At 67.9% G+C, this 25,344-nt stretch carries 21 protein-coding genes; 12 read left to right on the forward strand and 9 right to left on the reverse strand.

The annotated features are described in order from the left end of the window. Positions 1-5 precede the first annotated feature (5 nt). The gene (locus OG804_RS18470) at positions 6-1,223 is read left to right on the forward strand and encodes an acetyl-CoA C-acetyltransferase (RefSeq protein WP_328388149.1); all 1,218 of its coding nucleotides are present in this window, start codon (positions 6-8) and stop codon (positions 1,221-1,223) included. Between the two features lie 181 nt (positions 1,224-1,404). On the opposite strand, the gene OG804_RS18475 is transcribed toward OG804_RS18470, so the two are convergent. Further along, positions 1,405-1,647 (reverse strand): hypothetical protein, encoded by a 243-nt coding sequence (locus OG804_RS18475; protein WP_328388151.1) that lies wholly within the window; start codon positions 1,645-1,647, stop codon positions 1,405-1,407. Between the two features lie 221 nt (positions 1,648-1,868). Here OG804_RS18475 and OG804_RS18480 point away from each other — a divergent pair, with 221 nt between their 5' ends. Beyond that, positions 1,869-3,098 carry a helix-turn-helix domain-containing protein gene (locus tag OG804_RS18480; RefSeq protein ID WP_328388153.1) on the forward strand — a complete coding sequence of 410 codons (1,230 nt, stop codon included), beginning with the start codon at positions 1,869-1,871 and terminating at the stop codon, positions 3,096-3,098. Between the two features lie 131 nt (positions 3,099-3,229). Here the strand turns inward: OG804_RS18480 and OG804_RS18485 are convergent, their stop codons facing one another. Next, on the reverse strand, positions 3,230-4,084 hold the full coding sequence (locus OG804_RS18485; RefSeq protein ID WP_328388155.1) for a Bax inhibitor-1/YccA family protein: 855 nt from the start codon (positions 4,082-4,084) through the stop codon (positions 3,230-3,232). A 355-nt stretch (positions 4,085-4,439) separates the two neighbouring features. Here OG804_RS18485 and OG804_RS18490 point away from each other — a divergent pair, with 355 nt between their 5' ends. Next, positions 4,440-5,621 (forward strand): hypothetical protein, encoded by a 1,182-nt coding sequence (locus tag OG804_RS18490; RefSeq protein ID WP_328388157.1) that lies wholly within the window; start codon positions 4,440-4,442, stop codon positions 5,619-5,621. Between the two features lie 79 nt (positions 5,622-5,700). Beyond that, positions 5,701-6,159 carry a MarR family winged helix-turn-helix transcriptional regulator gene (locus OG804_RS18495; protein ID WP_328388159.1) on the forward strand — a complete coding sequence of 153 codons (459 nt, stop codon included), beginning with the start codon at positions 5,701-5,703 and terminating at the stop codon, positions 6,157-6,159. A gap of 17 nt (positions 6,160-6,176) precedes the next feature. On the opposite strand, the gene OG804_RS18500 is transcribed toward OG804_RS18495, so the two are convergent. Further along, the gene (locus OG804_RS18500) at positions 6,177-7,187 is read right to left on the reverse strand and encodes a 3-oxoacyl-[acyl-carrier-protein] synthase III C-terminal domain-containing protein (RefSeq protein ID WP_328388161.1); all 1,011 of its coding nucleotides are present in this window, start codon (positions 7,185-7,187) and stop codon (positions 6,177-6,179) included. 675 nt (positions 7,188-7,862) lie between these two features. On the opposite strand from OG804_RS18500, the gene OG804_RS18505 reads away from it, so the two are divergent. From OG804_RS18505 to OG804_RS18515, 3 genes are all read left to right on the forward strand, one after another. Beyond that, the gene (locus tag OG804_RS18505; RefSeq protein ID WP_328388163.1) at positions 7,863-9,401 is read left to right on the forward strand and encodes an acyl-CoA synthetase; all 1,539 of its coding nucleotides are present in this window, start codon (positions 7,863-7,865) and stop codon (positions 9,399-9,401) included. Between the two features lie 325 nt (positions 9,402-9,726). Beyond that, positions 9,727-11,253 carry an HAL/PAL/TAL family ammonia-lyase gene (locus OG804_RS18510; protein WP_328388165.1) on the forward strand — a complete coding sequence of 509 codons (1,527 nt, stop codon included), beginning with the start codon at positions 9,727-9,729 and terminating at the stop codon, positions 11,251-11,253. Between the two features lie 16 nt (positions 11,254-11,269). Next, on the forward strand, positions 11,270-12,703 hold the full coding sequence (locus tag OG804_RS18515; RefSeq protein WP_328388167.1) for an FAD-binding protein: 1,434 nt from the start codon (positions 11,270-11,272) through the stop codon (positions 12,701-12,703). A 32-nt stretch (positions 12,704-12,735) separates the two neighbouring features. Here OG804_RS18515 and OG804_RS18520 read toward each other — a convergent pair whose 3' ends face one another. Further along, positions 12,736-13,887: a serine/threonine-protein kinase gene (locus OG804_RS18520; protein WP_328388170.1), complete on the reverse strand. Its 1,152-nt coding sequence runs from the start codon at positions 13,885-13,887 to the stop codon at positions 12,736-12,738. 235 nt (positions 13,888-14,122) lie between these two features. Here OG804_RS18520 and OG804_RS18525 point away from each other — a divergent pair, with 235 nt between their 5' ends. Further along, complete coding sequence (locus OG804_RS18525; RefSeq protein WP_328388172.1) at positions 14,123-14,914, forward strand: hypothetical protein; 792 nt, start codon at positions 14,123-14,125, stop codon at positions 14,912-14,914. Next, positions 14,901-16,484, forward strand: a complete 1,584-nt coding sequence (locus OG804_RS18530) for a DNA polymerase Y family protein (protein ID WP_328388173.1) — start codon at positions 14,901-14,903, stop codon at positions 16,482-16,484. The genes OG804_RS18525 and OG804_RS18530 overlap by 14 nt, the downstream gene beginning before the upstream one ends. A gap of 19 nt (positions 16,485-16,503) precedes the next feature. On the opposite strand, the gene OG804_RS18535 is transcribed toward OG804_RS18530, so the two are convergent. Together OG804_RS18535 and OG804_RS18540 are read right to left on the reverse strand one after the other, a co-directional pair. Further along, complete coding sequence (locus OG804_RS18535) at positions 16,504-17,034, reverse strand: hypothetical protein (protein ID WP_328388175.1); 531 nt, start codon at positions 17,032-17,034, stop codon at positions 16,504-16,506. 158 nt (positions 17,035-17,192) lie between these two features. After that, positions 17,193-17,816, reverse strand: a complete 624-nt coding sequence (locus OG804_RS18540) for an AMIN-like domain-containing (lipo)protein (RefSeq protein WP_328388177.1) — start codon at positions 17,814-17,816, stop codon at positions 17,193-17,195. A gap of 169 nt (positions 17,817-17,985) precedes the next feature. On the opposite strand from OG804_RS18540, the gene OG804_RS18545 reads away from it, so the two are divergent. Then, a complete protein-coding gene (locus OG804_RS18545; RefSeq protein ID WP_328388179.1) occupies positions 17,986-19,143 on the forward strand; it encodes a class I SAM-dependent methyltransferase in 1,158 nt (385 codons plus the stop codon). A 14-nt stretch (positions 19,144-19,157) separates the two neighbouring features. On the opposite strand, the gene OG804_RS18550 is transcribed toward OG804_RS18545, so the two are convergent. Next, complete coding sequence (locus tag OG804_RS18550) at positions 19,158-19,814, reverse strand: response regulator transcription factor (protein WP_328388181.1); 657 nt, start codon at positions 19,812-19,814, stop codon at positions 19,158-19,160. Positions 19,815-20,097: 283 nt separating this feature from the next. Then, positions 20,098-21,558 carry an ATP-binding protein gene (locus OG804_RS18555; RefSeq protein WP_328388183.1) on the reverse strand — a complete coding sequence of 487 codons (1,461 nt, stop codon included), beginning with the start codon at positions 21,556-21,558 and terminating at the stop codon, positions 20,098-20,100. Positions 21,559-21,716: 158 nt separating this feature from the next. On the opposite strand from OG804_RS18555, the gene OG804_RS18560 reads away from it, so the two are divergent. Further along, positions 21,717-23,255 carry a PspC domain-containing protein gene (locus OG804_RS18560; protein WP_328388185.1) on the forward strand — a complete coding sequence of 513 codons (1,539 nt, stop codon included), beginning with the start codon at positions 21,717-21,719 and terminating at the stop codon, positions 23,253-23,255. Then, positions 23,248-23,511, forward strand: a complete 264-nt coding sequence (locus tag OG804_RS18565) for a hypothetical protein (protein WP_328388187.1) — start codon at positions 23,248-23,250, stop codon at positions 23,509-23,511. Before OG804_RS18560 ends, OG804_RS18565 begins: the two co-directional genes overlap by 8 nt. Positions 23,512-23,614: 103 nt before the next feature. On the opposite strand, the gene guaA is transcribed toward OG804_RS18565, so the two are convergent. Further along, positions 23,615-25,192, reverse strand: a complete 1,578-nt coding sequence (guaA, locus tag OG804_RS18570; protein ID WP_328388189.1) for a glutamine-hydrolyzing GMP synthase — start codon at positions 25,190-25,192, stop codon at positions 23,615-23,617. Positions 25,193-25,344: the final 152 nt, after the last annotated feature.

Here is a 25,344-nt window from a genome sequence, read left to right on the forward strand (position 1 = left end):
TCCTCATGCCAGAGGCCGTCATCGTATCCGTTGCTCGCTCACCCATCGGCCGGGCCAACAAGGGGTCGCTGGTGAGCATGCGGCCCGACGACCTCGCCGCGCAGATGGTGCGCGCCGCGCTGGACAAGGTCCCCGCCCTGTCCCCCGCCGATATCGACGACCTGATGCTCGGCTGCGGCCAGCCTGCCGGTGAAGCCGGATTCAACATGGCCAAGGTCGTCGCCACTCAGCTGGGCTACGACTACATGCCCGGCACCACGGTCAACCGTTACTGTTCCTCCTCGCTACAGACCACCCGGATGGCGTTCCACGCGATCAAGGCCGGCGAGGGGCACGCGTTCATCTCCGCCGGTGTCGAGACCGTCTCCCGGTTCCCCAAGGGCACCGCCGACGGCTGGCCCGACTCCCACAATCCACTGTTCGGCGCCGCCGAGGAACGCACCGCCACCACCGCGCAGGGCGGGGTCGCCTGGAAGGACCCCCGCACCGACGACAACATCCCCGACGTCTACATCGCGATGGGCCAGACCGCGGAGAACGTCGCGTCGTTCACCGGCATCTCCCGCGAAGAGCAGGACCACTGGGGTGTGCGGTCGCAGAACCGGGCCGAGGAAGCCATCAAGTCCGGCTTCTTCGAACGGGAGATCACCCCGGTGACCCTGCCCGACGGCACCGTCGTCTCCACCGACGACGGCCCCCGCGCCGGCACCACCTACGAAAAGATCTCCCAGCTCAAGCCGGTCTTCCGCCCCGACGGCACGGTGACCGCCGGAAACGCCTGCCCCCTCAACGACGGTGCCGCGGCCCTGGTGGTCATGAGCGATACCAAGGCCAAGGAACTGGGCCTGACCCCGCTGGCCCGGATCGTCTCCACCGGCGTCTCCGGCCTCTCGCCCGAGATCATGGGCCTGGGCCCGATCGAAGCGGTGCGCAAAGCGCTGAAACTGGCCGGCAAGACCATCGGCGATATCGACCTCTACGAGATCAACGAGGCCTTCGCCGTCCAGGTCCTGGGTTCGGCCCGGGAACTGGGCATGGACCTGGACAAGCTGAACGTCTCCGGCGGCGCCATCGCCCTCGGCCACCCGTTCGGTATGACCGGCGCCCGCATCACCGCCACCCTCATCAACAACCTCCAGACCCAGGACAAGCAGTTCGGTGTGGAAACGATGTGCGTCGGCGGCGGCCAGGGCATGGCGATGGTCATCGAACGCCTGAGCTGAGCCCGCTGTTCGCCTGCTGTGGGGTGGGGCCGAGTTCATCGGCTCCACCTCCCAGGACGGCACGCGAGCGGGTCGTGCCGGTCACGGCCGAACTGGTCGGACTTCGCTTGCCTTCGCGTACTTTCCGTGGCCCCGCTGTCGCACTCCGCCCGGCGCAGCACGACAGCCCGCCGCGCCGTCGTCATCGGCGGACCTCCGACGCGTACTCGGCCGCCGCCTCGTAGCGGGGGCAGCGGTGCGCGGCATGGACATCCATCACCTGATGCGCGTGCGAGTAGCCGCGGATCGGATCCTGCGATCGGCAATAGGCAGTGGAATGCTCGACAGCTAGCGCGCGCAACCCATCGGCGAGTCGACGCAGCACCGCTGGATCATCGGTGACCCAGTTTCTACTCGCCTGCCAGAGCCGGATGGTTGCGGCCATGGCGAGATTGTGCGGCGCGCGGACGGGCAGGGACGGTGACTCCTCACGCATAGGGACCTCGTCTCGTGGTTGTAATCGCATTCGGCGTACCCGGTATCGATCAGGGATGATTCGGTCGGGCGGCTGGATCACGATAGGAATCCGTCAACTGTTCGAGGGGTACGGTTCGTACCCCGTGCCGCTACGCTTGAATCGCAGGATCACCAGCGAAAGGGGCTGCGGTGGCGATCAATTCCGCTGAGCACGCGTCTGTCGGAACCCGGATAAAGAGGTTGCGTGAGAGAGCCGGTATGTCCCGGCCCGTCCTGGCCGGGCTCCTGGGGCGATCTTCCGAATGGCTCAAGGCTGTCGAGAACGGGCGCCTGCAACCGCCACGGCTACCGATGCTGCTGCGGATCGCTCGCGCCCTGGACCTGAAGGATCTCGCCGAACTGACCGGAAACGGATATGCGGTTCCGGTCTCGGTATTCGCCGGTGAGCAGCACAGTGCCTTGTCCGATGTTCAAGCGGCGCTGACCGACTATCGTCTGGCCCCGCCGACGTCTCCCGCGAGCGTCCGGCACCTGGAGGAGCGACTGCGGCAGGCATGGGTTGTTCGGCATTCGAGTCCGGACCACCGCACTCAGCTCGGTGCGCTGCTGCCCGACCTGATCAAAGATGCGCAGGGCGCGGCGCGGACCGGAGGAGACGGCCGCAGGCAAGCCCGTCGCGTACTGGCCGGGGTTTATCAATTGGCCGATTTCTATGTGGCGTACCAACCTGCTGCGGAGCTGGTGTGGATGGTGGCCGACCGCGCCTTGTCCGAGGGGTACGCGGCCGACGATCTCTATGTGATCGCCTGCGGTGCTTGGGCGATGACCCAGGCGTTACGGGACTCGGGGCGCTGGGAGGAAGCGATTGCGCTGGCGCGAACCGCGGCCGAGCAGTTGACTCCATATCTGGATCGCGACGCAACCCCGGACGATTGGCGTGGAATCCACGGTGCGCTGTATGCGGAGGTCGCCTATGTACACGCCAGGCGCGGTCGGCACGGTGACGCCTGGGCGAACTGGGAGAAAGCCGGCGCGACAGCACGAGCGCTCGGCCCGCGGTACCGGCACACGCAGACCTCGTTCTCCATGCCGGTCGTGGCCGCACACGCGACAACCTTGGGAGTGGAGTTGCGCAGATCGGGCGAGGCCGTGCGGGCCGCACATTCGTTCGACGCCGACCTGATCGTCTCCGTCCCTCGCCGCAGCAGGCATTTCATCGAGGTCGCCCGGGCCCATTTCCAGCGGGAGGAGTCGGTCGCCGCGCTGGCACTGCTGGACAAATCGGTGCGTACGGCTCCGGAAACGATCCGATACAACGGATACGCCCGTCAGATCTTGCACTCGCTCATGGCGAAGCCGCCATCGGGAATGCGCGCCGATGTGAACGATCTGTGTGAACGGGTAGGGCTGGCGTCGTAACCAGGCCGCACAATCCAACTGAACGGGCACTTCAGTGCCATTCTCGGCCGATTTCGGCGGCGGAATGCAGCTGGAGTGTCCGGACGTGAAAATGGCCCCCACCGAAGTGAGGGCCACCTTCTGCACAGCTACTAGTCGCTCTGGAAGTAGCTCAGCAGTCGCAGGATCTCGACATAGAGCCAGACGAGGGTGACCGTGAGGCCGAGCGCCACACCCCAGGCCGCCTTCGGCGGAGCCTGAGCGCGGATGAGTTGATCGGCCGCGTCGAAGTCCAGCAGGAAGCTGAAGGCCGCGATGGCGATGACCACCAGGCTGAAGATGATCGCGATCGGGCCGCCGTCGCGCAGGCCGAAGCCGCCGTCGACGAAGAAGCTCGCGATCAGGTTGCCGACCACCAGGACCAGGATGCCGATCATGGCGCCGATGAGCATGCGGGTGAACCGGGGGGTGACCCGGATGGCGCCGGTCTTGTACACGACGAGCATGCCGGCGAAGACGCCGAAGGTACCCAGGATGGCCTGCCCGATCATGCTCGCGCCGCCCGCGCCACCGAAGCTGATATCGGTGAACATGAACGACAGGGCGCCTACGAAAACGCCTTCGGCGACCGCGTAGGACAGCACGATCGCGGGGTTGTCCGCCTTGTTGCCGAAGGTGGCGACCAGCACGAGGACCAGACCGATGATGCCGCCGCCGATCACGAACATCGGGGCCAGCGCGTTGTTGGCATTGGTCAGCAGGTAGGTGACCAGCGCGGAGAGCGCCAGGACACCCAGCGTGATGCCGGTCTTGGTGACCACATCGTCGATGGTCAGCGACCGGGTCGGCGCCTGCGGATAGGGCTGCTGGTACTGCTGCGGGTACTGCTGGTTCCCGTACTGGTAACCCGCTTGTCCCGCGGCGGCAGCCCCCGAGCCGAAACCGGCGTAGCCGCCGACTTCCTGCCGGGGCAGGTTCTTGAATACCGGATTGCTTGTGGCGCGCACCGCAAATCCCTTTCTTGGAGTTCGTTGGTCATACCGGAGCACGACCGTCGGTCCCGAGCTGTTACTCGATATCCAACTGCTTTGTCCAACGTTCGCAACCCCCGGCGGAGTTCCCGGGACGGTACGACAAGACAGACAAACCGGACCTTACCGCCGGACGGGCCGCTATGAACCCCGGACCGACCCGCCGGACTGATCGCGTTTCCGGCGCTCGACCTCGGACAATCCGGATATCACCTGTTCACATAGGTGCCGTACGCAATTACGCAAGAACCTTGCCTATAATTCTCCCGTTCCGCGAAGCCGACCGGCGACACTTCGCGGCGACACCCGACACCGAACAGAAAGAGGCGACATGCGCCCAGGGTCTCTCAGGTATCAGCGCCGCACCCGACTGTTCGCCCTGACCGTGGCGGCAGGCTGCGCCGCGGCGTTTCCGGTGCTCACCACCCAGGCCCCCGCGGGTGCCGCTCCCCCGGAAGTCGCCTGCGGCTGGAGCCCGCGAATCGGCGCGGGCACTTTCAACGTCGCCTACCCCGATACTTTCGCCAACTACTGGATGACCTTCGTCCCGGCGGCGCCCGGCACGAGCGTGACCCTGCACGGCGACTTCCCGCACGCGCGGTACATGTCGTTCGTCTCCTACTCCGCCCTCGGAGTGGCCACCGACGTCCTGACCGATACGTCGATCGCACCGGACGCCGGTTCGGTGAACCCTTTTCCCGCGGGCGCCGACCGGGAGACCGGGAACCGGTCCTACACGGTCCGGGTAGTGGCCGGTGACCGGCCGGAGAATCCCGAACCGAATACGCTCTACGCGCGGGCCACCAACGGAGTGATCCCGGTGATCTACCGCGTGTACCGTCCCGACGCCGGACTCGACGCGATGGGCGGCACCGGGCTGCCCCGGACCACGGTGCACGCACCCGGCGGGGGCGCCTACGAGCTCGCCGACTGCGGCGCGAGCACCAGCGATTTCGACCCGCACGGCGTGTTCCCGGAGGGGCGCACCCGGCTGGGCGGCCGGGCCACGCCGCCGCCGCACGCGCCGCAATGGGCCGGGCGCGAGGGCGGCGGCCTGTTCCCCAACCCCGATAACAAGTACCTGGCCACCCTGGTGGACTCCGGCCGGACCGCGGTGGTCCGGGGCAGGGTCCCCGAAACCCCCGATACATTCTCCGGAGCGGCGCGGATGCAACCTGCCCAGCTGCGCTACTGGTCGATGTGCAGCGGCGACGGGCCGTCGACGAGCACGCTGGGCTGCCTGGTCGACGACGAACTGCCGGTCGACGAGAACGGCGAGTTCACGATCGTGGTGTCCGCTCCCGAGAACCGGCCGGACCCCGGCTGCGGAGTGGCCTGGCTGCCCGCGAACTCTGGTGAGACGCTGCTCATCATGCGGAACATGTTGCCCGCCGAGGACTTTCCGAATTCGGTCCAGGGTGCTGATCCAGAAAATCCGCAACCGGTGATGGGCCCCTATTATCCGGAGGTCACCTACCCGGCAGATACGGGCGAGCCGGACGGACTCTGCTGACCGTACGGCCGACGACCTCCCCACTGGGGGCACCGGCGGCGTATCCGTCGCCCGGCGGACTCGGCGAGAATCGGTCACCATGAGCGAGCCCACCGCCCCCTCGTCGGCGGCCGTCCTGCTGTACCGGTTGACCCGCGCCACCAGTGTCCGGCTGGCGACGGAATTCGCCGCGGCCGGTATGCCCGACCTGCATCCCCGGCACGCCCTGCAATTCTTCCCGCCGCTGGTGGGCGGCGGGCAGCGGATCTCGGAGCTGGCGCCACGGATCGGGGTAACGCGGCAGGCCACGGCGCAGGTAGTCGGCACGCTGGAGCGCGGCGGCTACCTGGTGCGCGTCGCCGACCTCACCGATCGGCGAGCCAGACTGGTCTGCCTGACCGACCGCGGCCGGGCCGCGTTCGCGGTGCTGCGGGACAGCATGATCGCAGTGGAACAGGATTGGGCGAGCGCCCTCGGGCCGGGACGCGCGGCCGAGTTCCGCGACATGCTGGCACTACTGCTGAACGAATCCGGACACGGGGGCCCGCTGCCCGGCTGAGCCCCGAGCGGCCCCGGTCAGGGCGTCCAGCCACCCTCCGGAATCGTCATGGTGAACGCACCGCAACTGAAGCTGAGCCCGAAAGCGACGACAATGCCCTGCCCGGCGTGACGATGCGTCGACTCCGCCACCATCAGCGGAACCGAACAGCCGAGGGTGTTGCCGTACTCGCGCAACACGCGATACGAGGAGGCGACAGGCGCACTGTCCGGCGAGACGCCGAACTGAGCGCACAGCGAGTCCAGGATGCGGACGCTACCGGTGTGCATGAGCAGCATCGAGGCATCGCCGGGATCGTTCAACCGACAGGATTCGTCATCCAGCAGCATGCGCACGGTTTCCTTGGCGTAGAACGATCCGCGCGGCGTGACTTGTGAACTGAGCGTGTAGAGACGACGACCGTGCACCACCGGGATATCGGAACCGCCGTCCGGAACGGTGCCGAGTTCGGCGTCCTCAGCACGCTCGTTCGTCAAACTGGCGACCGGACCGAAGGTGGGACCGACGCCCTCGGCGGCGAACACCATCGCCACAGCGGCATCCGCGAAGAGGAAACCGTGCATCGCGTCGACGGTGCTCTGACGTTCGTCCGCACTCACCTCGGAGAAATGAGAGTAGAAGCCCGGAAGTACCGGAGACAGCGGAGTGATCGCCTCGGTGAAACACACGAGCACTCGTTTCTCGGGGTTACAGCTCAGATACCACCGGGCAGTCTCTACGACTTTCGCCATTGCCGAGCAACCCATGTATTCGATGCTCAGGTTGGCCACTGTCCGGGGAATTTCGGGCATACGCGCGATGACATCGCAGACGAGGCTCGGTAGAAGTCGGCCCGGTGCGCTGGTCACACCGAGCACCAAGCCGATGGATTCCGGTGCCACATCGCCCTTGGCAAGACATTTTCGCGCCGCGGCGACCGCCAAGTCGGCCGTGGCGATATCCAGCTTCGGTTCCGCGTCCCGAAAGAGAACGTCGGGATAGTTGGCCAGCACAGAGTGCCGGTTCAGCACCCCGATATCGTTCAACATCGACACCAGGTTGTCCGAAAGATGCTCTCGGCCGACGGAGAGCAACTCCTCGGTCGAAAACTCGGGGCGAGGGAGCTCGGCGGTAACCGCAATGAGCGTGGGATCGATTGTTAAGGCGGCAGTCAAGCACTCGCTCCTATTTCTACTGGCCCGTCATCTACACCTCGGCCGACCTATGGGCGGCGGCGAATCCAGGCTTCTCAGCATCGCTCCGATCGCGCTGATTGGCAAGCCGAAAACAATTGATAGCAAACCGATACGACCGAAAGTTCCGCTTGGCGGAACCGATCCGGAAGCAGCGTTTCACCCGGCCTCGCCAGCACCGAGAACACCGCTGGCGCAAGCGGGGTGAACATGCAACACTACCTGCGGAACCTCAACGGCAGCATGCGCCGATCCAACGTCGCCGGAGCACGCTTCGAAATTTGTTGCGCAGTCTTCGAAGAAGGTCGAACGTGATACATCCACCCCAACTCGGGCAATCATCCCGCAATGCGCCGTGCGGACAATCCATCTCCGATATTGATCGGCTATCAATGGCAGGACGTAATCGTCCGCGGTCATTGATCTCACAGCGCCCGGATCGTCCCGTTCCGATCACGGCACCGCGGAGCACCTCGGCAAATTCATACCGAATTCATTTTGCCCGAGCAGATTTCACCGTTCGGAGTGGTCGTGCCTGATTACGGCCTCGGCAGTTGGCCGCGCCGCCGGGCGCGGATCCGCCCCGGTACCGTCGCACTGCGACAGGGTGACCGGAGCCTGACCTATGCCGAATTGGCCGATCGGGTGGACCGGCTGGCCCGCGCGCTGGCCGCCCGCGGCGTCCGGCACGGAGATCGAATCGCCTACCTGGGGCACAACGACATCGCGGTGTTCGAAATATTCTTCTCCGCATGCCGGCTCGGTGCGATCTTCGTCCCGTTGAGCACCCGGCTCGCCCCGGCGGAACTCTCCGCGCTGCTCGACGACGCGGCGCCGTTCGCCCTGTTCCACAGCGCCGAGCACACGGAACTCGTCGGTCGGCTGACCGAGCTCGATCCGAGCGTCGACGTGGTCGTATCGATCACCGAGGACAGCTGGTTCGGCCCGGAGCCCGAGCCCGTCGACACCGCGCCCGACGAGCCGGAGATCGACACCGAGGTGACCCTCGACGACGACGCGGTGATCCTGTACACCAGCGGCACGACCGGCAGACCCAAAGGCGCTGTGCTCACTCACGGCAATCTGACTTTCAACACCATGAACCAGCTGGCCCACGTCGACGTACTCGGCACCGATACCGCACTGTGCGTATCGCCGCTGTTCCATGCGACCGGACTCGGCCTGGTCGCCCTGCCGACCCTGTTCAAGGGCGGCACCGTCGCAGTGCTGTCGAAATTCGACCCCGAGACGGTCCTGGCCACCGTCGAGGAATTGGGCATCACCTCGTTCGCTGCGGTCCCGACCATGCTGCAGATGCTCTGCGACCACCGCGACTTCGCGGACGCCGACCTGCGCTCGCTCCGTTACGTCATCTATGGCGGGTCCATGGTCGCCGAACGTGTCGCGGTCGACTGGCAACGGCGCGGCGTGGATATCCTGCACGGCTACGGCATGACCGAGGCATCCCCGGGCGTCAGCCTCGCCACTGCCGACGGCGCCGCCGATCGGCCGGTGTCGGCCGGCCTGCCGCACTTCTTCACCGATATCGCGATCAGAAACCTGTCCACGGCAGCGGCGGCGGACGGATCGGGAGAATTGCTGGTCCGGGGCCTGAATGTGTCCGGAAGCTACTGGAGACGGCCCAGCGATGCCGAAACTCGCCCGGACGGAGAGTGGTTCAGATCCGGCGATGTGGTCCGCATCGCCGAGGACGGCTGGATCTACGTCATAGACCGCATCAAGGACATGATCATCTCCGGCGGCGAGAACATCTATCCCGCGGAGATCGAGGCCCATATCGATGCCCTTCCCTACGTGGTGGAATCCGCGGTGATCGGGGTGCCCGACGAGCGCTGGGGCGAGGTCGGGACGGCGTATGTCGTACTCACCGCCCCCGATGCCATGACAGATCAGGATCTTCGTGACGCGCTGCGGGACAAGCTCGCGGCGTTCAAAATTCCCCGATATGTCCGGTTTGTGGATCGACTCACCAGAAACGCCACGGGAAAGATCGTCAAACAATCCCTTCGCGACGCGGCGTCACTCGACAAGAGCCTGCCGATGAGGTAGCTCCGAATAGTTTCACTGCTCCGGTGTCGCGCAAGTCCTATCGATTCATGCGACACCGATGCCCGATGTACTGCATTTCCGTACCATCCGGGACTTCGCCGAAACGGTCGAAATGTTCGTCTAATATCATTTCAACCGACCTTACTTGATATTCCGTGTGCGCAATCAATAGTTCCGAACCTTGCAGAATTCACCATCCGAGTGATCAGAAACACATTCATTTCGAATGGCATTGACAGAATTTCCGTTCGAGTCGGAACATACATGGGATCCCATCGGGACCCATTCTGAACTCGGCATCATTGTTTCCAGGAGAGTCGACACCGTGAATCCTCCACTAACGGCTGCGCCGTCCCGCACCGCCGGTATCCAGATACCGGGCCGGCTCACTCCGGCTCTGCTCGAACGGGCCGCACAGCCGGTCGAAGTCGAACTGGCTCCGGCGGTACTGGCAGGCGTCGACAACTGTCGCGAATTCGTCTCGCAGCTACTGGAAGACGGCGCCGCCATCTACGGCAGCACCACGGGTTTCGGTCCGCTGGTGGAGTTCGCGGGCCGCGAGGTAGCCGCCGACCAGTGTGACAACATCCTCTATCACCTGACCGCGGGGCAGGGTGAAGACCTGCCGCCCCGGGTAGTTCGCGCCGCGGCGCTGGCACGATTGTGGTCACTCGCGCAGGGACATTCCGGAGTGTCGGTTCATGTGCTGACGGCGCTGGCGGCCATGTTGCGCACCGATTTCGCTCCCGCTGTGCCCCGGATAGGGTCGCTGGGCGCAAGCGGCGATCTCATCCCACTGGCATACGTGGCAGGCGCACTGCGTGGTGAAGGATTCGCGTACGTGTCCGGCCGGAGACTGCCCGCGCCCGAGGCATTGGCGGTCGCCGGACTGACTCCCTTGGCATTGGACGGCCGCGATGGACTCGCCCTGGTCAACGGGACGTCGGTCACGGTGGCGGCAGCCGGCCTCGCACTGGCGTCGGTCCGGAGGTCACACTCCGTGGCGATGTCGTTGACGGCCTTGCTGATCGACCTTCTCGGCAGTGATCCGGGATTTCTGTCGCCTCATCTGCTCGAAGCGTTCGGGCACCCGCAGGCGGCTTCGGCGGCCGGTCGGATCCGAACGCTGCTGGAGGGAACCGAACCGACCGGCACCCGCTCGCTACAGGAGCCCTACAGCATTCGCTGCACGCCACATCTACTCGGCGCGGTGGGAAACTCGTTGCAGCACGCCGACGGTGTCATCGACGACGACCTCAACGGCGTCAGCGATAACCCGCTGTTCTTCCCGGAGCACGGAACCGTGGTGCACGGTGGGAACTTCTTCGGCCAGCCGGTGGCCTTCGCCGCCGACCTGCTGATGATCAGCACGGTGCAGATGGGAAATCTGGCCGAGCGGCAGCTCGATCTGTTGATCGATCCGCACCGAAATGGCGGCCTGCCGCCCATGCTCGCCACCGAACCGGGTAAGCAGCACGGTGTACAAGGCGTCCAGCTGGCGGCGACCGCGACTATCGCGGCGATGCGCAGATCCGCCCTGCCCGCGTCGATTCAGAGCATTCCGACGAACGGCCACAATCAGGACGTCATTCCATTCGGTACACAGGCGGCACTCAATGCACTCGACGCCGCCACATCGGTGCGCTGGCTGCACGGTTCGCTCGCGGTGGCTTTGCGCCAGGCCGTCCATGTCGGCGGTAGACGCCCGACCGCGCCCAAGTGCGCGGACCTCTTGGATCGATTGATCGAAGCCATACCGCCCATCGACCCGGACCGGCCCCTGGACAACGATGTGCGCATCGCCGCCGCACTGCTCGACGATCTGGTCGAACCGCTACCGGTCGAAATCTAGGAAAGAGCGCACACGGATGAAGCAGATTCTGACCCAGGTCACCGTGATCGGCGCCGGTATCGCAGGCACCTGGTTGGCGTACCGCCTGGCTCGAGACGGCGTTTCCGTCGTCATGCTCACCGCCGGGCACGAGGATACGCCGACAGTATCCCTGGGGGCCGCGACCGTTTTCAATCGGCGGTTGATGGACAGTCGTAGTCCGGAGGACCTGGCGAACATTCTCCTGGATGAAACGGCGACACAACATCCCGAACTCCAGTCGTTGCTGCACCGATATTTGCAACGGGAATTCGCCGAGCTCACGGAACTTGTACCCTTCCAGACACTGGCGACAATGCTGGTGCCGCGCCATCCGATTCCCTTCCCTCGATTAGGGGCCGGTGGTGAGGTGATCGCACTTCTGCATGAACAGATCCTTACCCTCGGTGGCCAGATCATTACTGGCCGTGTCACGGATCTACTCGTCGAGGACGGTGTCTGCCGGGGGATCGCCTATGTGCACGCCGAGGGACAGGGGATCGTCCAGTCCGGCGCAGTGGTGATCGCCAGCGGCGGATATTCCGGTCTCATGCCCCAGGCGCATACGCACAACTCGGGAAGCATGCTGGGGACCTTCGCCGCCGCGGGCGGTGAGCTGACAAACCTGGAATTCTCGCAGCGCCATGCCCTGGGCGATCTGACCGCAGGCCGTGTGCTCTACCCGCCTGACCTGGAAGGGGCACAATTCTATCGGGGCGATGAGCGAGCTGTGTGGCTGGAACGAGCGTATGCCACCATCAGCGAAGAGCGCCGTGACATCGAGATTTTCCAGCAGTATTGGCGATACAACGGGCATATCCCCCATACGCTGAAGCGCGGTGACATCAGCTATTCCCTCGGCCCGATCTACGGGCTCTCCATGGGCGGAGTCGCACATATCGGCAGTGCCAGCAATATAGAAAATGTTCATGTCGCCGGCGAAGCAGCCCATGATATCGCGGCCGATGCCATAATCGGCCGCCCTTGGGCGATTTATATCTCGTCCGCGGGCAGGCTGGCCGATACCCTGAAATCGCTCCCGGCGGAGACCACGCCGGAGGCCTTCTCCGTCCCCGAAAGAAGTTCCGAGGTCGACGCGGAATTACGCACCTCCGTGCGGCGGCGTCTCCTCTCCTTTGAGGATCATCGATTCTCCGAGGCCGCTGTGGCAGAATTTACGGAATGGTGCCGCCGGAGCCGGAAAGAGCTATCGGAAACGCACAACAGTGACGCCGCGATTTTGATTCTTGCGGAATCCTATGCCCTGAGCGCACTGCTGCGACGGGAAAGCAGAGGTTACTTCTATCGCGCGGATTTCCCGACAGCCGATCCCACGCTCTCCCGGCACCGAACGGTTGCCCGCTACGACCGGTTCAGCGATACCGTGCAGGTAGAGCTCGTTCCCAACGCGATCGGCTCGCGGCCCGGCTGAAACCGAGCCCGGGCCGACTGCCGTCGCCACGACTACATGACCAGGACGAGGATCACGACGATGATGAGCAACCCGATCAGCAGGCCGATGGTGACGGCCAGCGCCGGGCTGGGCTGACCCGAATTTCCGCGGGCCGGATTCCCACGAGCCGAGCCGCGACCGACCGGTACCTCGACCGCGGCGGGCCGGGACGGCTGCGGCTGGGCGCGGCGCGGCAGCGGCCCGGAACGGGGACTGCGCAGTCCGGCGGCGGAATTGCGGGCCGCCCAGGCGGGTATGGTGCCGTCGTCGGTACGCACCGGCGAGCCGAGGATATTGCCGGCGGCGCCGGGACCGAAAGCGGCGGCCAGGATTTCGTCCCGCGCCTGCGCCATACTCGGTCGGCGCTGCGGGGCGGGCTCCATCATGTGCAGTAGTGCCCGGGTGAGCATTCCGCTGCGCGCGGGCGGAATGATCTGCGCCATGGCGGCCCGCTCCACGATGGCGTCGCTGTTGTCGTCCATCCCGAACGGCGGCTGACCTTCGATGGCGGTGTAGAGCGTGGCGCCGAGTGAGAACACATCACTGGCCGCGGTGGGCTGGGCGCCGCGCGCGACCTCCGGCGGCAGGTAGGCGGGTGTACCGGTGATCATCCCGTCCGGTTCGTCGGATGCCTCGGAGACATTGCGGGAGATGCCGAAATCGCTCAGTTTCGCCATCCCGACCCCGGGACCGCGATCGGCGACGAGGATATTGCCCGGTTTGATATCGCGGTGCACGATCCCGACATGGTGCGCGGCGGCCAGCGCGTCGGCGACCTGGGCGCCGATCTGGGCCACCTCGATCACCGGGAGGGCGTTCACCAGCCCGAGCGCCCGGGCGACACTGCGCGAGGGCAGATGCTCCATCACCAGCCAGGGCTCACCGGCCTCGAGCACCACGTCGTAGACGGCGATGGCGTGTTCGTGGGACAGCTTGGCCGCGACCCGGCCCTCGTGCACGATCTGATCCCGGACCCGCCGGGCCTGGGCCTCGTCCATACCGGCCGTGGAGAGCACCTGTTTGATGGCGACGTCGCGGTCCAGCAGCCGGTCGGTGGCCAGCCATACCGCGCCCATACCGCCACCGCCCAGTTTCGACTGCAGACGGTATCGGCCGGCCACCAGATAGTCCGGGCCGACGATGGGACGAGGGCGATCGATCATGCTGTGAGACTAGCCGAATTCGGTGGTAGCTGGCCGGATTCGGAGCGGGACCGGGCGACACGTGACTGCGTTCACTACAGCGGGTCGTAACTATGCCGGATGGGCTTCCGGGACCGGGTTTCAGCAGATAAGCTATCGAATGTATGTTCGAAGTAAGAAGTAGCTGGGGCAGTGCCGGCCACTCCGGTGACGGCCGATCGGCTGTCCGCCGTCCGTCGCGGAAGTGGGTGAGAGTATGACAGCACGGCCGCCGAAGGCGAGCGGCGCGCGACTGCGCGAACTGGCGCAATCGCGGCGGGCACGAGCGGCGGGCGGCGGATGCACACCCGGCCCCGGACCGGCGCCGCGCGGCACGAACGGACTATCCGCCCCGGTCGCACCGGCGACGAACGTCCAGCGCGAGATCCTGCCCGTCCCGACGGCCCTGGCTCCCCTGCTGCCCGACGGTGGCCTGGTAAAAGGCACCGTGGTGGCCTACACCGGCGCCGGAACGCTGCTGGCCGGGCTGCTCGCCGCGGTCACCGGACCGGGCGGGCACGCGGCCGCGGTCGGCCTGCCCCAGCTCGGCCTGCTGGCCGCCGCGGAAATGGGCGCCCGGCTGGACCGGCTCGCCGTGGTAGCCGACGCCGGCCGGGACCCGGTGGAGGTGGCGGCGGTGTTGCTCGACGGAATGGAGTTGGTCGTACTCGGCCTCGGCGGCGGCACGGTCTCGCCCGCCCGCGCGCGCGTCCTCACCGCGAAAGCCCGCGGCAAGAGCGCCACGCTGATCGTCACCGGCGGTTCCTGGCCGGCCCCCGATCTGAGCCTGGAGGCCAAGGTATCCGGCTACACCGGGCTCGGCACGGGCAGCGGGCGGATCCGCTCGATCGACCTCGACGTCGAGGTCCGCGCCAAAACCGGTGTCCCGCACCGGGGTCGGCTGGCCGCTCGCCCGCTGGACGGCCGGGTGGAATGGACGATACTCGAGAACGCCGTGGCCGATCGGCTCGGCGTCGCACGACTGGAACGTTCGGTTGCCGTCTCCTGATCGACGCGCACCACGCAGCGGCCCCCGGGTGCTGGCGGTCTGGTGTCCGGACTGGCCGGCGGTCGCGGCGGCGGCCGGCGCCGGCCTACCGGCCGAACAACCGGTGGCGGTACTGCACGCGAACCGGGTCGTCGCCTGTTCGGCCGCCGCCCGGGAGGCCGGAGTGCGACGCGGTATGCGCAAGCGCGAGGCGCAGGGACGCTGCCCGGAACTGTTCCTCGCGCAACAGGACCCGGACCGCGACGCACGACTGTTCGAACCGGTCGCCGCGGCCGTCGACACCCTCGCCTCCGGGGTGGAAGTACTGCGGCCCGGCCTGCTGGCACTGTCCGCGCGCGGGGTGATCCGCTACTTCGGTTCCGCCGAAGCCGCCACCCGGCGGCTGCTCGCCGCGCTGGCGACGGCCGGAGTGGAAGCCCGCATCGGTATCGCCGACGAACTGCCGACCGCGATCATCGCCGCCCGGCACGGGACCATCGTGGCGCCGGGACAGGACGCGCCGTTCCTGGCGCCGCTGCCGATCGGCGAACTGGCGGCCGAACCGGGGCCGGCCGAACCGGAACGCGCCGCGCTCCTGGACCTGCTGCACCGGCTGGGTCTGCGCCGGATCGGCGATTTCGCCGACCTGACCCCGGCACAGGTCACCTCCCGGTTCGGCGCCGACGCGGTACTCGCGCACCGCCGGGCGCGCGCGTTACCCGAACGACCGCCGGCACCCGGCCGGCCCGCCCCGGATCTGGAGGTCCGGCTGCCCTGCGACCCGCCGATCGACCGGGTCGACGCCGCCGCCTTCGCCGGTCGGCTGCTGGCCACCCGGCTGACCGCGGCGCTGTCGGCGGCCGCCCTGGCCTGCACTCGGCTGGAGATCCGCGCCGAGACCGAGACGGGCGAACACCTGTCCCGGGTCTGGCGCTGCGCCGAACCGCTGACCGCCGACGGCGTCGCCGACCGGGTGCGCTGGCAACTGGACGGCTGGCTGACCCGGCCGCACGCCGACCGTCCCACCGGCCCGATCATCGTGCTGCACCTGGTGCCGGTGGAAGTGGTGACGGCGGCGGCGCTGCAGCTCGGCCTGTGGGGGGATACCGGGTCCGGTGACGAGCGGGCGCTGCGCGCACTGGTCCGGGTACAGGGCCTGCTCGGCGGGGACGCGGTGCGGGTGGGCGTACTCAGCGGCGGCCGCGGGCCCGCCGAACGGGTCACCATGGTCGCGTTCGGCGACGAACCGGCGCCGGACACCGATCCGGCGCCGCCCTGGCCGGGCCGGATCCCCGAACCCGCGCCCGCCGTGATCATGCTCAACCGGCCGCCCGTCACCCTGGAGTCCGCCGACGGCGCACCCGTCCGGATCACCGCGCGCGGCCGGTTCAGCGGGCCCCCGGCCCGTTTGCGCTGGGGACGATCCAGCTGGCGGCTCACCGCCTGGGCCGGACCCTGGTTGCTGGACGAACTCTGGTGGTCGCCCGGCGCCGCCCCCACCGCTCGCGCGCAAGTGGAACTACCGGGGCCGCACAGCCTGCTGCTGCTCGCCCAGGACGACCAATGGTGCGTGGAGGGGCTCTACGAATGACCCGCGCGCCCGCGGCCGGTCAGTACCCGTCGCAGGAGTCGAACGCCGCGTCCTTGTCCCCGTTGAAGGTATCGATCTGACCGTTCACCTCGTCGACCGAGGCATTGCGTTCCAGCAGGTCGGCCAGTGATTTCAGATTGTCGCGGTAGGTACGCATCGGGGTGGAGACATCGTTGGGCACATCCGGGTTCAGTGCCGAATCGATCTTCCCGGCGGTATTGCGCAGCGCGGTGACCGCGGCCTGCTTCTTGGGCTCGACATCGGGCGCCTTGGCGTCACTGGCGTCGATATAGGCGTTGAAGGCGTCCACTGCGGGGTTGTTGTTATCGCGCAGCGCCTCGCAGACTTCGGTGGCGGCGGCCGCGGCGGCCGCGGCGCGAGAGGACGAGGCCGCTGCCGAAGACGATTCGACCTCGGAGGTGTACAACTGCAACTCGGACTGGTTCACCTGGGCGGTACCGGTCACCGTGTTCGAGCAGGCAGCGATGAAACCGCCCGCGACCAGCGCGGTGACTGCGATGGCGAGGCTGGCTCGTTCGAGTCGTCGCATCAGTATGAAACTCCCCTCGGATGCCCGTGAACCCCGTATTTTCGCCCCGGCGCGCCGGACATCTGAGCCGCCGGTGCTGTCAACCGTACTGTGTCGGGTCGTAATTCGACTGGCCAGCCCGGGATTGATGATCAACCGATACCCGGGCGCACCCCGCGCTACCCGGTCGCGATATCGATGACCAGGCGATTCGGCATCGCCGCCGCCGCTACCGTGAATCCGGGTTCGTCGGCCGCAACCCCGACGAAGGACTGCGTGACACCCTCGAAAACGGTGTTCCGATACACCCCGGCGATCCCCGGAACCGCCGGGTCGGTGGCCGGATCCGGACCCGCGTAGGGCTCCACCATGCTGTCGAACGGATAGGCCGAACCGGTGATCCGCACCTCGAGCACCGACTGCCCCGCGACCTCCAGTTCCCGGCCGCTGCCGTCCTGGATCGCCCGCCCGGTGTACCACACGCTCCAGCCCGGGGTGCCTTCCCCGCCGAGGATGTACTCCACCCGATCGAACCCCGGATGCCGGCTCAGCCGGATATCGGTCACGGTGAGCGCGGCCCCGGGCGAGGCCCCGGCCTGTTTCGGCACCGTATCGTCGGGCGCGGGGACCGGCTCCCCCGGCAGCGGAACCGGCGGCAGCGGCAGACCCGGGATATCGACCTGCGAACTCGGTACCGCAGGAACCAGCTCCGGGGAGCTAATCGGTGGTGTGGACCCCGAGTCCGCGCATCCCGCGAGGCAACCCAACATCGCCGCCACTACCAGAATCCGCCCGGTACGCATGAGGCCGATGCTAACCGGAGTAGTCGCTGTCCTGGGGGAACGCCCACTCACACGGTGTGCCTCGGGCAGCCTGCTTCCGCGCCGCGCAACAGGGGGCAGCACATCCACCGCACGCGTTATCCGACGGGGCGGCCGACGGAGCGCGGCAACGATCTAGCACACTTGTCCCGTGCGAGACGTGGAGGACCTATTGGGACGGTTGCGCCGCTATCCGGATGTGGAGGCCGCCAACCTGTACGCCGCCGATGCCGCCGACCGCCTGATTCTCGACGTGGCCGCGGACGCGCTCGCCGACGCCGCCGCGACGCGCGCGACGGTCGCGGTGATCGGCGACGGTTACGGCGCCCTGACTCTCGGTGCCGCGGCCGCCCACGATCTACACGGCATCCGGGTCCACCAAGACCTGCTGACCGGAGAACTGGCCCTGGCCGCGAACGCCCGCGCCCTCGGCCTCACCGACCGTTACACCGCGCACTCACTGGGCGTGGGGCTGCTCCGCGACGCCACCGTCGTACTGCTGCGGCTGCCACGGGTCCTGGCCGGACTCGCCGAGATCGCCGAGGACATCGCCCGCTACGCCCACCCCGGAGTCCAGGTGTTCGCCGGCGGCCGGGACAAATATCTGACCAAGGCCATGAACGACGTACTGGCCGAATCGTTCTCCGAGGTGCGGGCCAGCCGCGGCCGTCAGAAATCGCGCACCCTGCTGGTACGCGGCCCGAAACCGGTGGGCGCTCCGCGATTTCCGCTGCACGAGCACATCGGCGAATACGATATCGACGTGGTGGCCCATGGCGCCGCCTTCTCCGGCGCCCGCCTGGACATCGGCACCCGGTTCCTGCTGGAACATCTGCGCGCCATGAAACCCGACGCCCGCGACGCGGTCGATCTCGGCTGCGGCACCGGCATCCTGGCCGTGGCACTCGCCAAGGCCAGGCCCGGAATCACGGTGACGGGCACCGATCAATCCGCCGCCGCCGTCGCCTCGGCCACCGCGACCGCCGCCGCCAACCAGGTGACCGGCCAGGTCCGAGTGGTTCGCGACGACGCCATGTCCGCCGCCCCCGACAACAGCGCCGATCTGGTGGTGTGCAACCCACCGTTCCACGTCGGCGCCGCCGTGCACACCGGATCGGCCATCAAGATGTTCACTCAGACCGGCCGCGTCCTACGCCCGGGCGGCGAACTGTGGACTGTGTACAACAACCATCTCAACCACCGCACCGTGGTCGAACGAATGGTCGGCCGCACCGAGGTGATGGGCCGGAACCGGAAATTCACGGTCACCCGCTCGGTCCACGGCCTCCACGACCCGGTGCACCGCTGACACCGGCGGCGGATTCAGTCGATCCGCCGCCGATGCGCCCAGCGCGTCAACGCGTTCCGATTGGACTGCTGGGTCTTGCGCAGCACGTTCGAGGCGTGGGTCTCCACCGTCTTCACCGAGATGAAGAGATTCTCGGCGATCTCCCGATACGTGTACCCACGGGCCAGCAGCCGCAGCACCTCCAGCTCACGCGGAGTCAGCGAATCCAGCTCCGGATCCAGCGGCGGTTCGGGTACCGAGGATTTCCCGGTGAACGAATCCAGCACGAACCCGGCCAGCCGCGGACTGAACACCGCGTCCCCGCCCGCCACCCGGCGGATACCGTCGGCCAGCTCGGCGCCGGAAATAGTCTTGGTCACATAGCCGCGGGCACCGGCCCGGATCACCGCGATCACGTCCTCGGCGGCATCGGAGACACTCAGCGCCAGACATACCGGCCCACTGTGGATACCGCGCAGCACAGCGACCCCGCCCCCATCGGGCATATGCACATCCAGCAGCACCACATCGGGTTTCGCCTCGTTGATCCCTGCCACGGCCTCGGCCACGCCACCGGCCTCCCCGACCACCTCCATATCGGTCTCCCGGCTCAACTCCGCCCGGACCCCGGACCGGAAGACGGCGTGATCATCGACCAGAAAAACCCGCACACTCACCCTTTCTGTGTTCATGGCGCCGCCTGCGGCGGCGCGGGGTTGCGGCCCCCTCGGTCCCGCTGTTCAGCGCCCGAGACTCGCGTCTGCGGCGCATGCGCTTCGGGCGCTGAACAGCGGGACGGGCCGCAACCCATTGTCGGCCTCGCTGAACTCGGCGCCGGGTGTCCCAGCAGCAGGTTCGGGACCTTTCTCATCCCAACAGGATTCGGCGCCGAAAAGCGAGCCGGGAAGCGATGTTCGCGGGTACTGGGCGATTCCGCGGCGGACGACGCCGCAGCGGCGGCGCGCGCGATAGCCACTACCGACGCCTGCTCGGCGGCGCGAACGCCCGGCCGGCGATATGGGAACCCGGCGCGCCGCCACTGCCCGCGACGACGGGAGTCGTGTCCGGCTGTGCTCCTGTCGGCCCGGCGGATTCGGGCTGCTCACCCGTAGTCGCGCGCGCGGCATCCGCAGGCCGGGCTTCCGCGTCGGGCTCCCCGGTCGTGTCCTCCGCTTCGGACGCGCCGGAGTCGCTGCGCGGCATGATGATGCGCACCTCGGTGCCGCGGCCCGGTGCGGAGACTATCTCCACCGTTCCGCCGCGGCGTTCCACCCGGGCGCGGATGGACCGCGCCAAACCGTGCCGGTCCTCGGGCACCGCATCGGGATCGAAACCGGCGCCGCGGTCGCGGATGAACACGCTGACCTGGTGCGGTTCGGTTTCGGCGAACAGATCGATATCGGCGACACCGGCATGTTTGGCGGCGTTCACCAGCGCCTCCCGGGTGGCGCCCAGGACGGCGGTGAAATGTTCCTTAGGCAGACCGGATCCGCTCTCCGCGCCGTCCATCGCCACATCGCCCACGGTCACCGGGGTGACCTTCACGCCGTGCTGATCCTCCACTTCGCCCGCGATCGTGCGCAGCGCGGCAGCCAAACTGGATTCGGCCGGACCGGAATCGGCGAACAACCAGCGCCGCAGCTCACGTTCCTGACTGCGCGCCAGCCGCAGCACCTCCTGCGGGTCGCCCGCTTGCCGCTGGATCAGCGCAAGTGTCTGGAGCACCGAATCATGCAGGTGGGAGGCTATTTCCTCGCGCTCCTCGTTGCGGATCCGGGCGGCGCGTTCGGCATTGAGCGAATGCATCATCCGCAGGCCGAGCGGAACCGTCAGCAGACCGACCCCGATCAAGGTGGCGGCCACCGCCAACAGCGCCGACCCGAGCGAACCCCAGTCGACCTGCGACAGCACCACCACGGCCAGGCCGGCGACCACCAGCGTGACGCCGGCGATGATCCGCGACCACGTGATCACCGACGGTTTCGCCGGCATCCCGACCAGCGACCGCGGGCCGTCGGCATCGTATTCGCGCCAGACCAGCGCCGCACCCACCGCGATCACCACGATCGGCGCGATCACCCGGGCGGCCGCGCCGCTGAATGCCCAGGACACCGCCACCGACAATCCCAGCCCGAGCAGGGCCAGCCCGATCGCCTGCCGGCGTTCGGTCCCCGAGGGACGGCCGGAATCCGCACCGTCGGGGGTGAAGAGCCACAGCAGTCCGTAGGCGACGATCCCGGCCCCGGCCAGTGCGGACAGCAGGACGAAGACCATCCGCACCTTGAGCACGTCGACCCCGAGGTGGTCGGCGACACCGCCCGCCACCCCGCCGACGATCCGGCCCCCGGAACGGCGCACCAATCGACCGGTCGCGGGCGCCGCCCCGGGCCCGGCAGCGGCCCCCCGCGCATAGAAGGCAGGTCCGAACGGGCACATACCGTCGATACTGGCACGGCAATGTCACGGCCGGCCATGGGGAAACACCCTGATATCCGCATCAACCGCCTCCATCGACGGTGCTCAGGAGGTTTTCCGGACCAACTTCAGGGTTCCCCCCGATGTGCGCGCGGCCACCGCGAGCGGACCATGGATCCATGACGAGAACGAGCTTCGGTGATCAGCTCCAGCAGATGTGGCAGACACGGCCGACTCGGCTGCCCCGGCGGGGCCCGATCGCCGGGGTCGCGGCCGGATTCGGGCACCGCTACGGTGTCGATCCGGTGCTGGTCCGGGTGGCTTTCGTGGTCTCCACCATTTTCGGCGGCGCGGGAATCGTCCTCTACCTGGCCGGATGGCTGTTGTTCCCGGAACCCGGGGACCGCGGATCGATGGCGGAGTCGCTCACCCGCAAGGGCCAGGATTCGCAGAACCAGACCAAGACGATCGTCCTGATCGTCGCGCTGGCGATCGCGGTGAGCACCATGGGCCCGGTGGGCATCGGACTCGGCGGGTCGGGCGTCATCGCTCTCGCACTCATGCTGGCGGGCTGGTGGATGCTGCATATGCGTTCCCCCGAACCGCCGCCCGGTACGGTCGCGCCCGAGCCGCTGGCCGCCCCGGGAACGACCGGGTATCCCGGCGCCATGTTCCCGCAGAGCGGAGCGGATCCGTACAACTCGCCCGCCGCCGGCGTCTACACGCCGTACACCAAACTGCCGGACCGGTACATCCCGGATCCGGCGGCCCCCGGCCCGGAACAGGTCACCCCGACCGCGGCCGATGCCTCCGCGGAATCCGCGGACCAGCGTCCCGGCACGACTCCTCCGCTGCTCACCGAGAGCGGCGCCGCCACCTCCGAGAATCCGGCCGGTCCGGCTCCCGGCTCCGGCAGCGCGGAGGGAGCCGGCCGCACAACCGATTCCGCACCGCCGGTCGCCGGCCCGGCCGCGCGACCGGATCGTGCGCCGGACAGCGCCCGCTCCCGCGTCGATATGAGCAAGCCCGGTACGGCGCAGTTCGAGCAGCGCACACCACCGTCCTGGGATCCGCTCGGTGTCGCGCCGCTGGCGTGGGATCTGCCCGAACCCACCCCGACCCGGACCATGGTCGTGCCCGGCGACGAACGACGGCGTTCCCGGTTCACCCCCGTGGTGCTCGGCCTGGCGGTCCTCGCCGCGGCGGGTGCCGGCGCGGCGGCCGCGGTGGGCGTGGAATGGATGACCCCGGGCCGGATCGCGGCGATCGCCCTGGCGGTGATCGCGCTGGGGCTCGTCCTCGGTTCCTTCCGGCGGCGTGGACACGGCCTGCTGCCCGTGATCGCTCCGCTCGCGGCGTTCGTGCTGCTGGCCGCGGTGATCGGGCCGATCGACTTCGATAATTCGACGATGGGCGACCGCACCTGGGCGCCTGCCACGGCGAGCGAGGTGCGACCGGACTACTCGGTCACCATGGGGTCGGGAACTCTCGATCTACGCGGCATCGACCTCACCGCGAACAAAACGGTGGATGTCTCGGTGCACATGGGTCAAGCGGTCGTCCTGGTACCCGAGAACATGAATGTGCGCACCGACTGCGTCGTCCGGATGGGTGAGGCGACCTGCCCGGACGGGCTGACCGGGCCCGGCGGTGACGCCCCGGTACTGGATTTGAACGTGCACGTGCGGATGGGCGACGCGGAGGTGCGCCGTGGCTGAACAGCGAAAAGACACCGACCAGCGGACGGACGCCGAACCGGGCCCCCGCGCGGCCTGCCGCCGCGGACACCGCGGGACCGGGTTCTCCCCCGGATTGTTCATCGTCGGCGTGCTGGCGCTCGTCGTGAGCGCCTGGGCCCTCATCGGACCCGGCCGGTGGGATTTCGCGACGATGATCCCGATCGGCTGGATCATCGTCGCCGTCGCGATCGTGGTCGGGCTCGCCCTGGTCGTATCACCGAGGCGACGCCGATAGCCGCGTGCTCATCCGGCTCTCCCGGCAACCGCCTCTCTCGTCGGCGCGCACACCCGCGCAACGAAACGGCCGGACCCTGTGCGAGGGTCCGGCCGTTTCGAGTTCACTCCCATTCGATGGTGCCCGGCGGCTTGCTCGTCACATCCAGCACCACCCGGTTGACCTCGGCGACCTCATTGGTGATCCGGGTCGAGATGCGTTCCAGCACCTCGTAGGGCAGCCGGGTCCAGTCGGCGGTCATCGCGTCCTCGCTGGACACCGGCCGCAGCACGATCGGATGCCCGTAGGTGCGGCCGTCGCCCTGCACTCCGACGCTGCGCACATCCGCGAGCAGCACCACCGGGCACTGCCAGATCTGTCCGTCCAGCCCGGCCGCGGTGAGTTCCTCCCGAGCGATCGCGTCGGCCTGCCGCAGGGTGCGCAACCGCTCCTCGGTGACCTCACCGATGATCCGGATGGCCAGACCCGGGCCGGGGAAGGGCTGGCGGGCCACGATCTCCTCCGGCAGGCCGAGCTCACGGCCGACCGCCCGGACCTCGTCCTTGAACAGCAACCGCAGCGGTTCGACGAGTTCGAACTCCAGATCATCGGGCAGGCCGCCCACATTGTGGTGCGATTTGATGTTCGCGGTACCGCTGCCGCCACCCGACTCCACCACGTCCGGGTACAGCGTGCCCTGTACCAGGAATTCCACCGCCGGTGCGTCGTCGCCCGCCGCCTGCTCGCCGACGACCTCGCCCACCGCGTCCTCGAAGGACCGGATGAACTCCCGGCCGATGATCTTGCGCTTCTCCTCCGGGTCGGTGACGCCCTTCAGTTCCCCCAGGAACTGGTCCACCGCGTCCACGGTCACCAGCCGAGCCCCGGTGGCGGCCACGAAGTCCCGCTGCACCTGCTCACGTTCACCGGCGCGCAGCAGCCCGTGATCGACGAACACACAGGTCAGCTTGTCGCCGATGGCGCGCTGCACCAGAGCGCCCGCTACCGCGCTGTCCACACCGCCGGACAGCCCGCAGATCGCGTGGCCCTCCCCGATCTGCGCCCGGACCTGCTCGATCATGGCCTCGGCGATATTCGCGGCTGTCCAGGTCGGTGCGATACCGGCCATCTCGTGCAGGAACCGGCTCAGCACCTGCTGCCCGTGCGGCGAATGCAGCACCTCGGGGTGGTACTGCACACCCGCCAGGCGCCGGGCCCTGTTCTCGAACGCCGCGACCGGCGCGCCCACGGTGGTTCCCGTGACCTCGAATCCGGCCGGGGCATCGGTCACCGCGTCCCCGTGGCTCATCCACACCGGCTGCACCCCCGGCAGCCCTTCGTGCAGCAGACCGCCGTCGATATCGAGTTCGGTCCGGCCGTACTCGCGGGTACCGGTATTGGTCACCGTGCCGCCCAGCGCCCGCGCCATCGCCTGGAAGCCGTAACAGATACCGAACACCGGCACGTCCAGGTCGAACAGCCGCGGATCGAGCGCCGGCGCCCCCTCGGCGTACACACTGGCCGGACCGCCGGACAAGATCACCGCGAGCGGCTGCTTCTCCGCGATCTCCGCCACCGTCGCGGTATGCGGCACCACCTCGGAATAGACCTTCGCCTCCCGGACCCGGCGGGCGATCAACTGCGCGTACTGCGCTCCGAAGTCGACAACAAGAACGGGTCTCTGGGAATGCGTCACCCGCATGATTCTAGTGAGTGCCCGCGGGGACCCAGAGGTCGGTCACCACGAGCCCCACCCAGGCCGCCCGGCTGTTTCACCCGGTCGGTGAATCCCCGGGGCGGTCAGGGGTGAGCCTGCCCGCCAACGTAAAAGTGAGCCCACCCGCCAAGGTCTGC

It is taken from the genome of Nocardia sp. NBC_00416, from assembly GCF_036032445.1.
In the GTDB taxonomy this organism is placed as follows: Bacteria; Actinomycetota; Actinomycetes; order Mycobacteriales; family Mycobacteriaceae; genus Nocardia.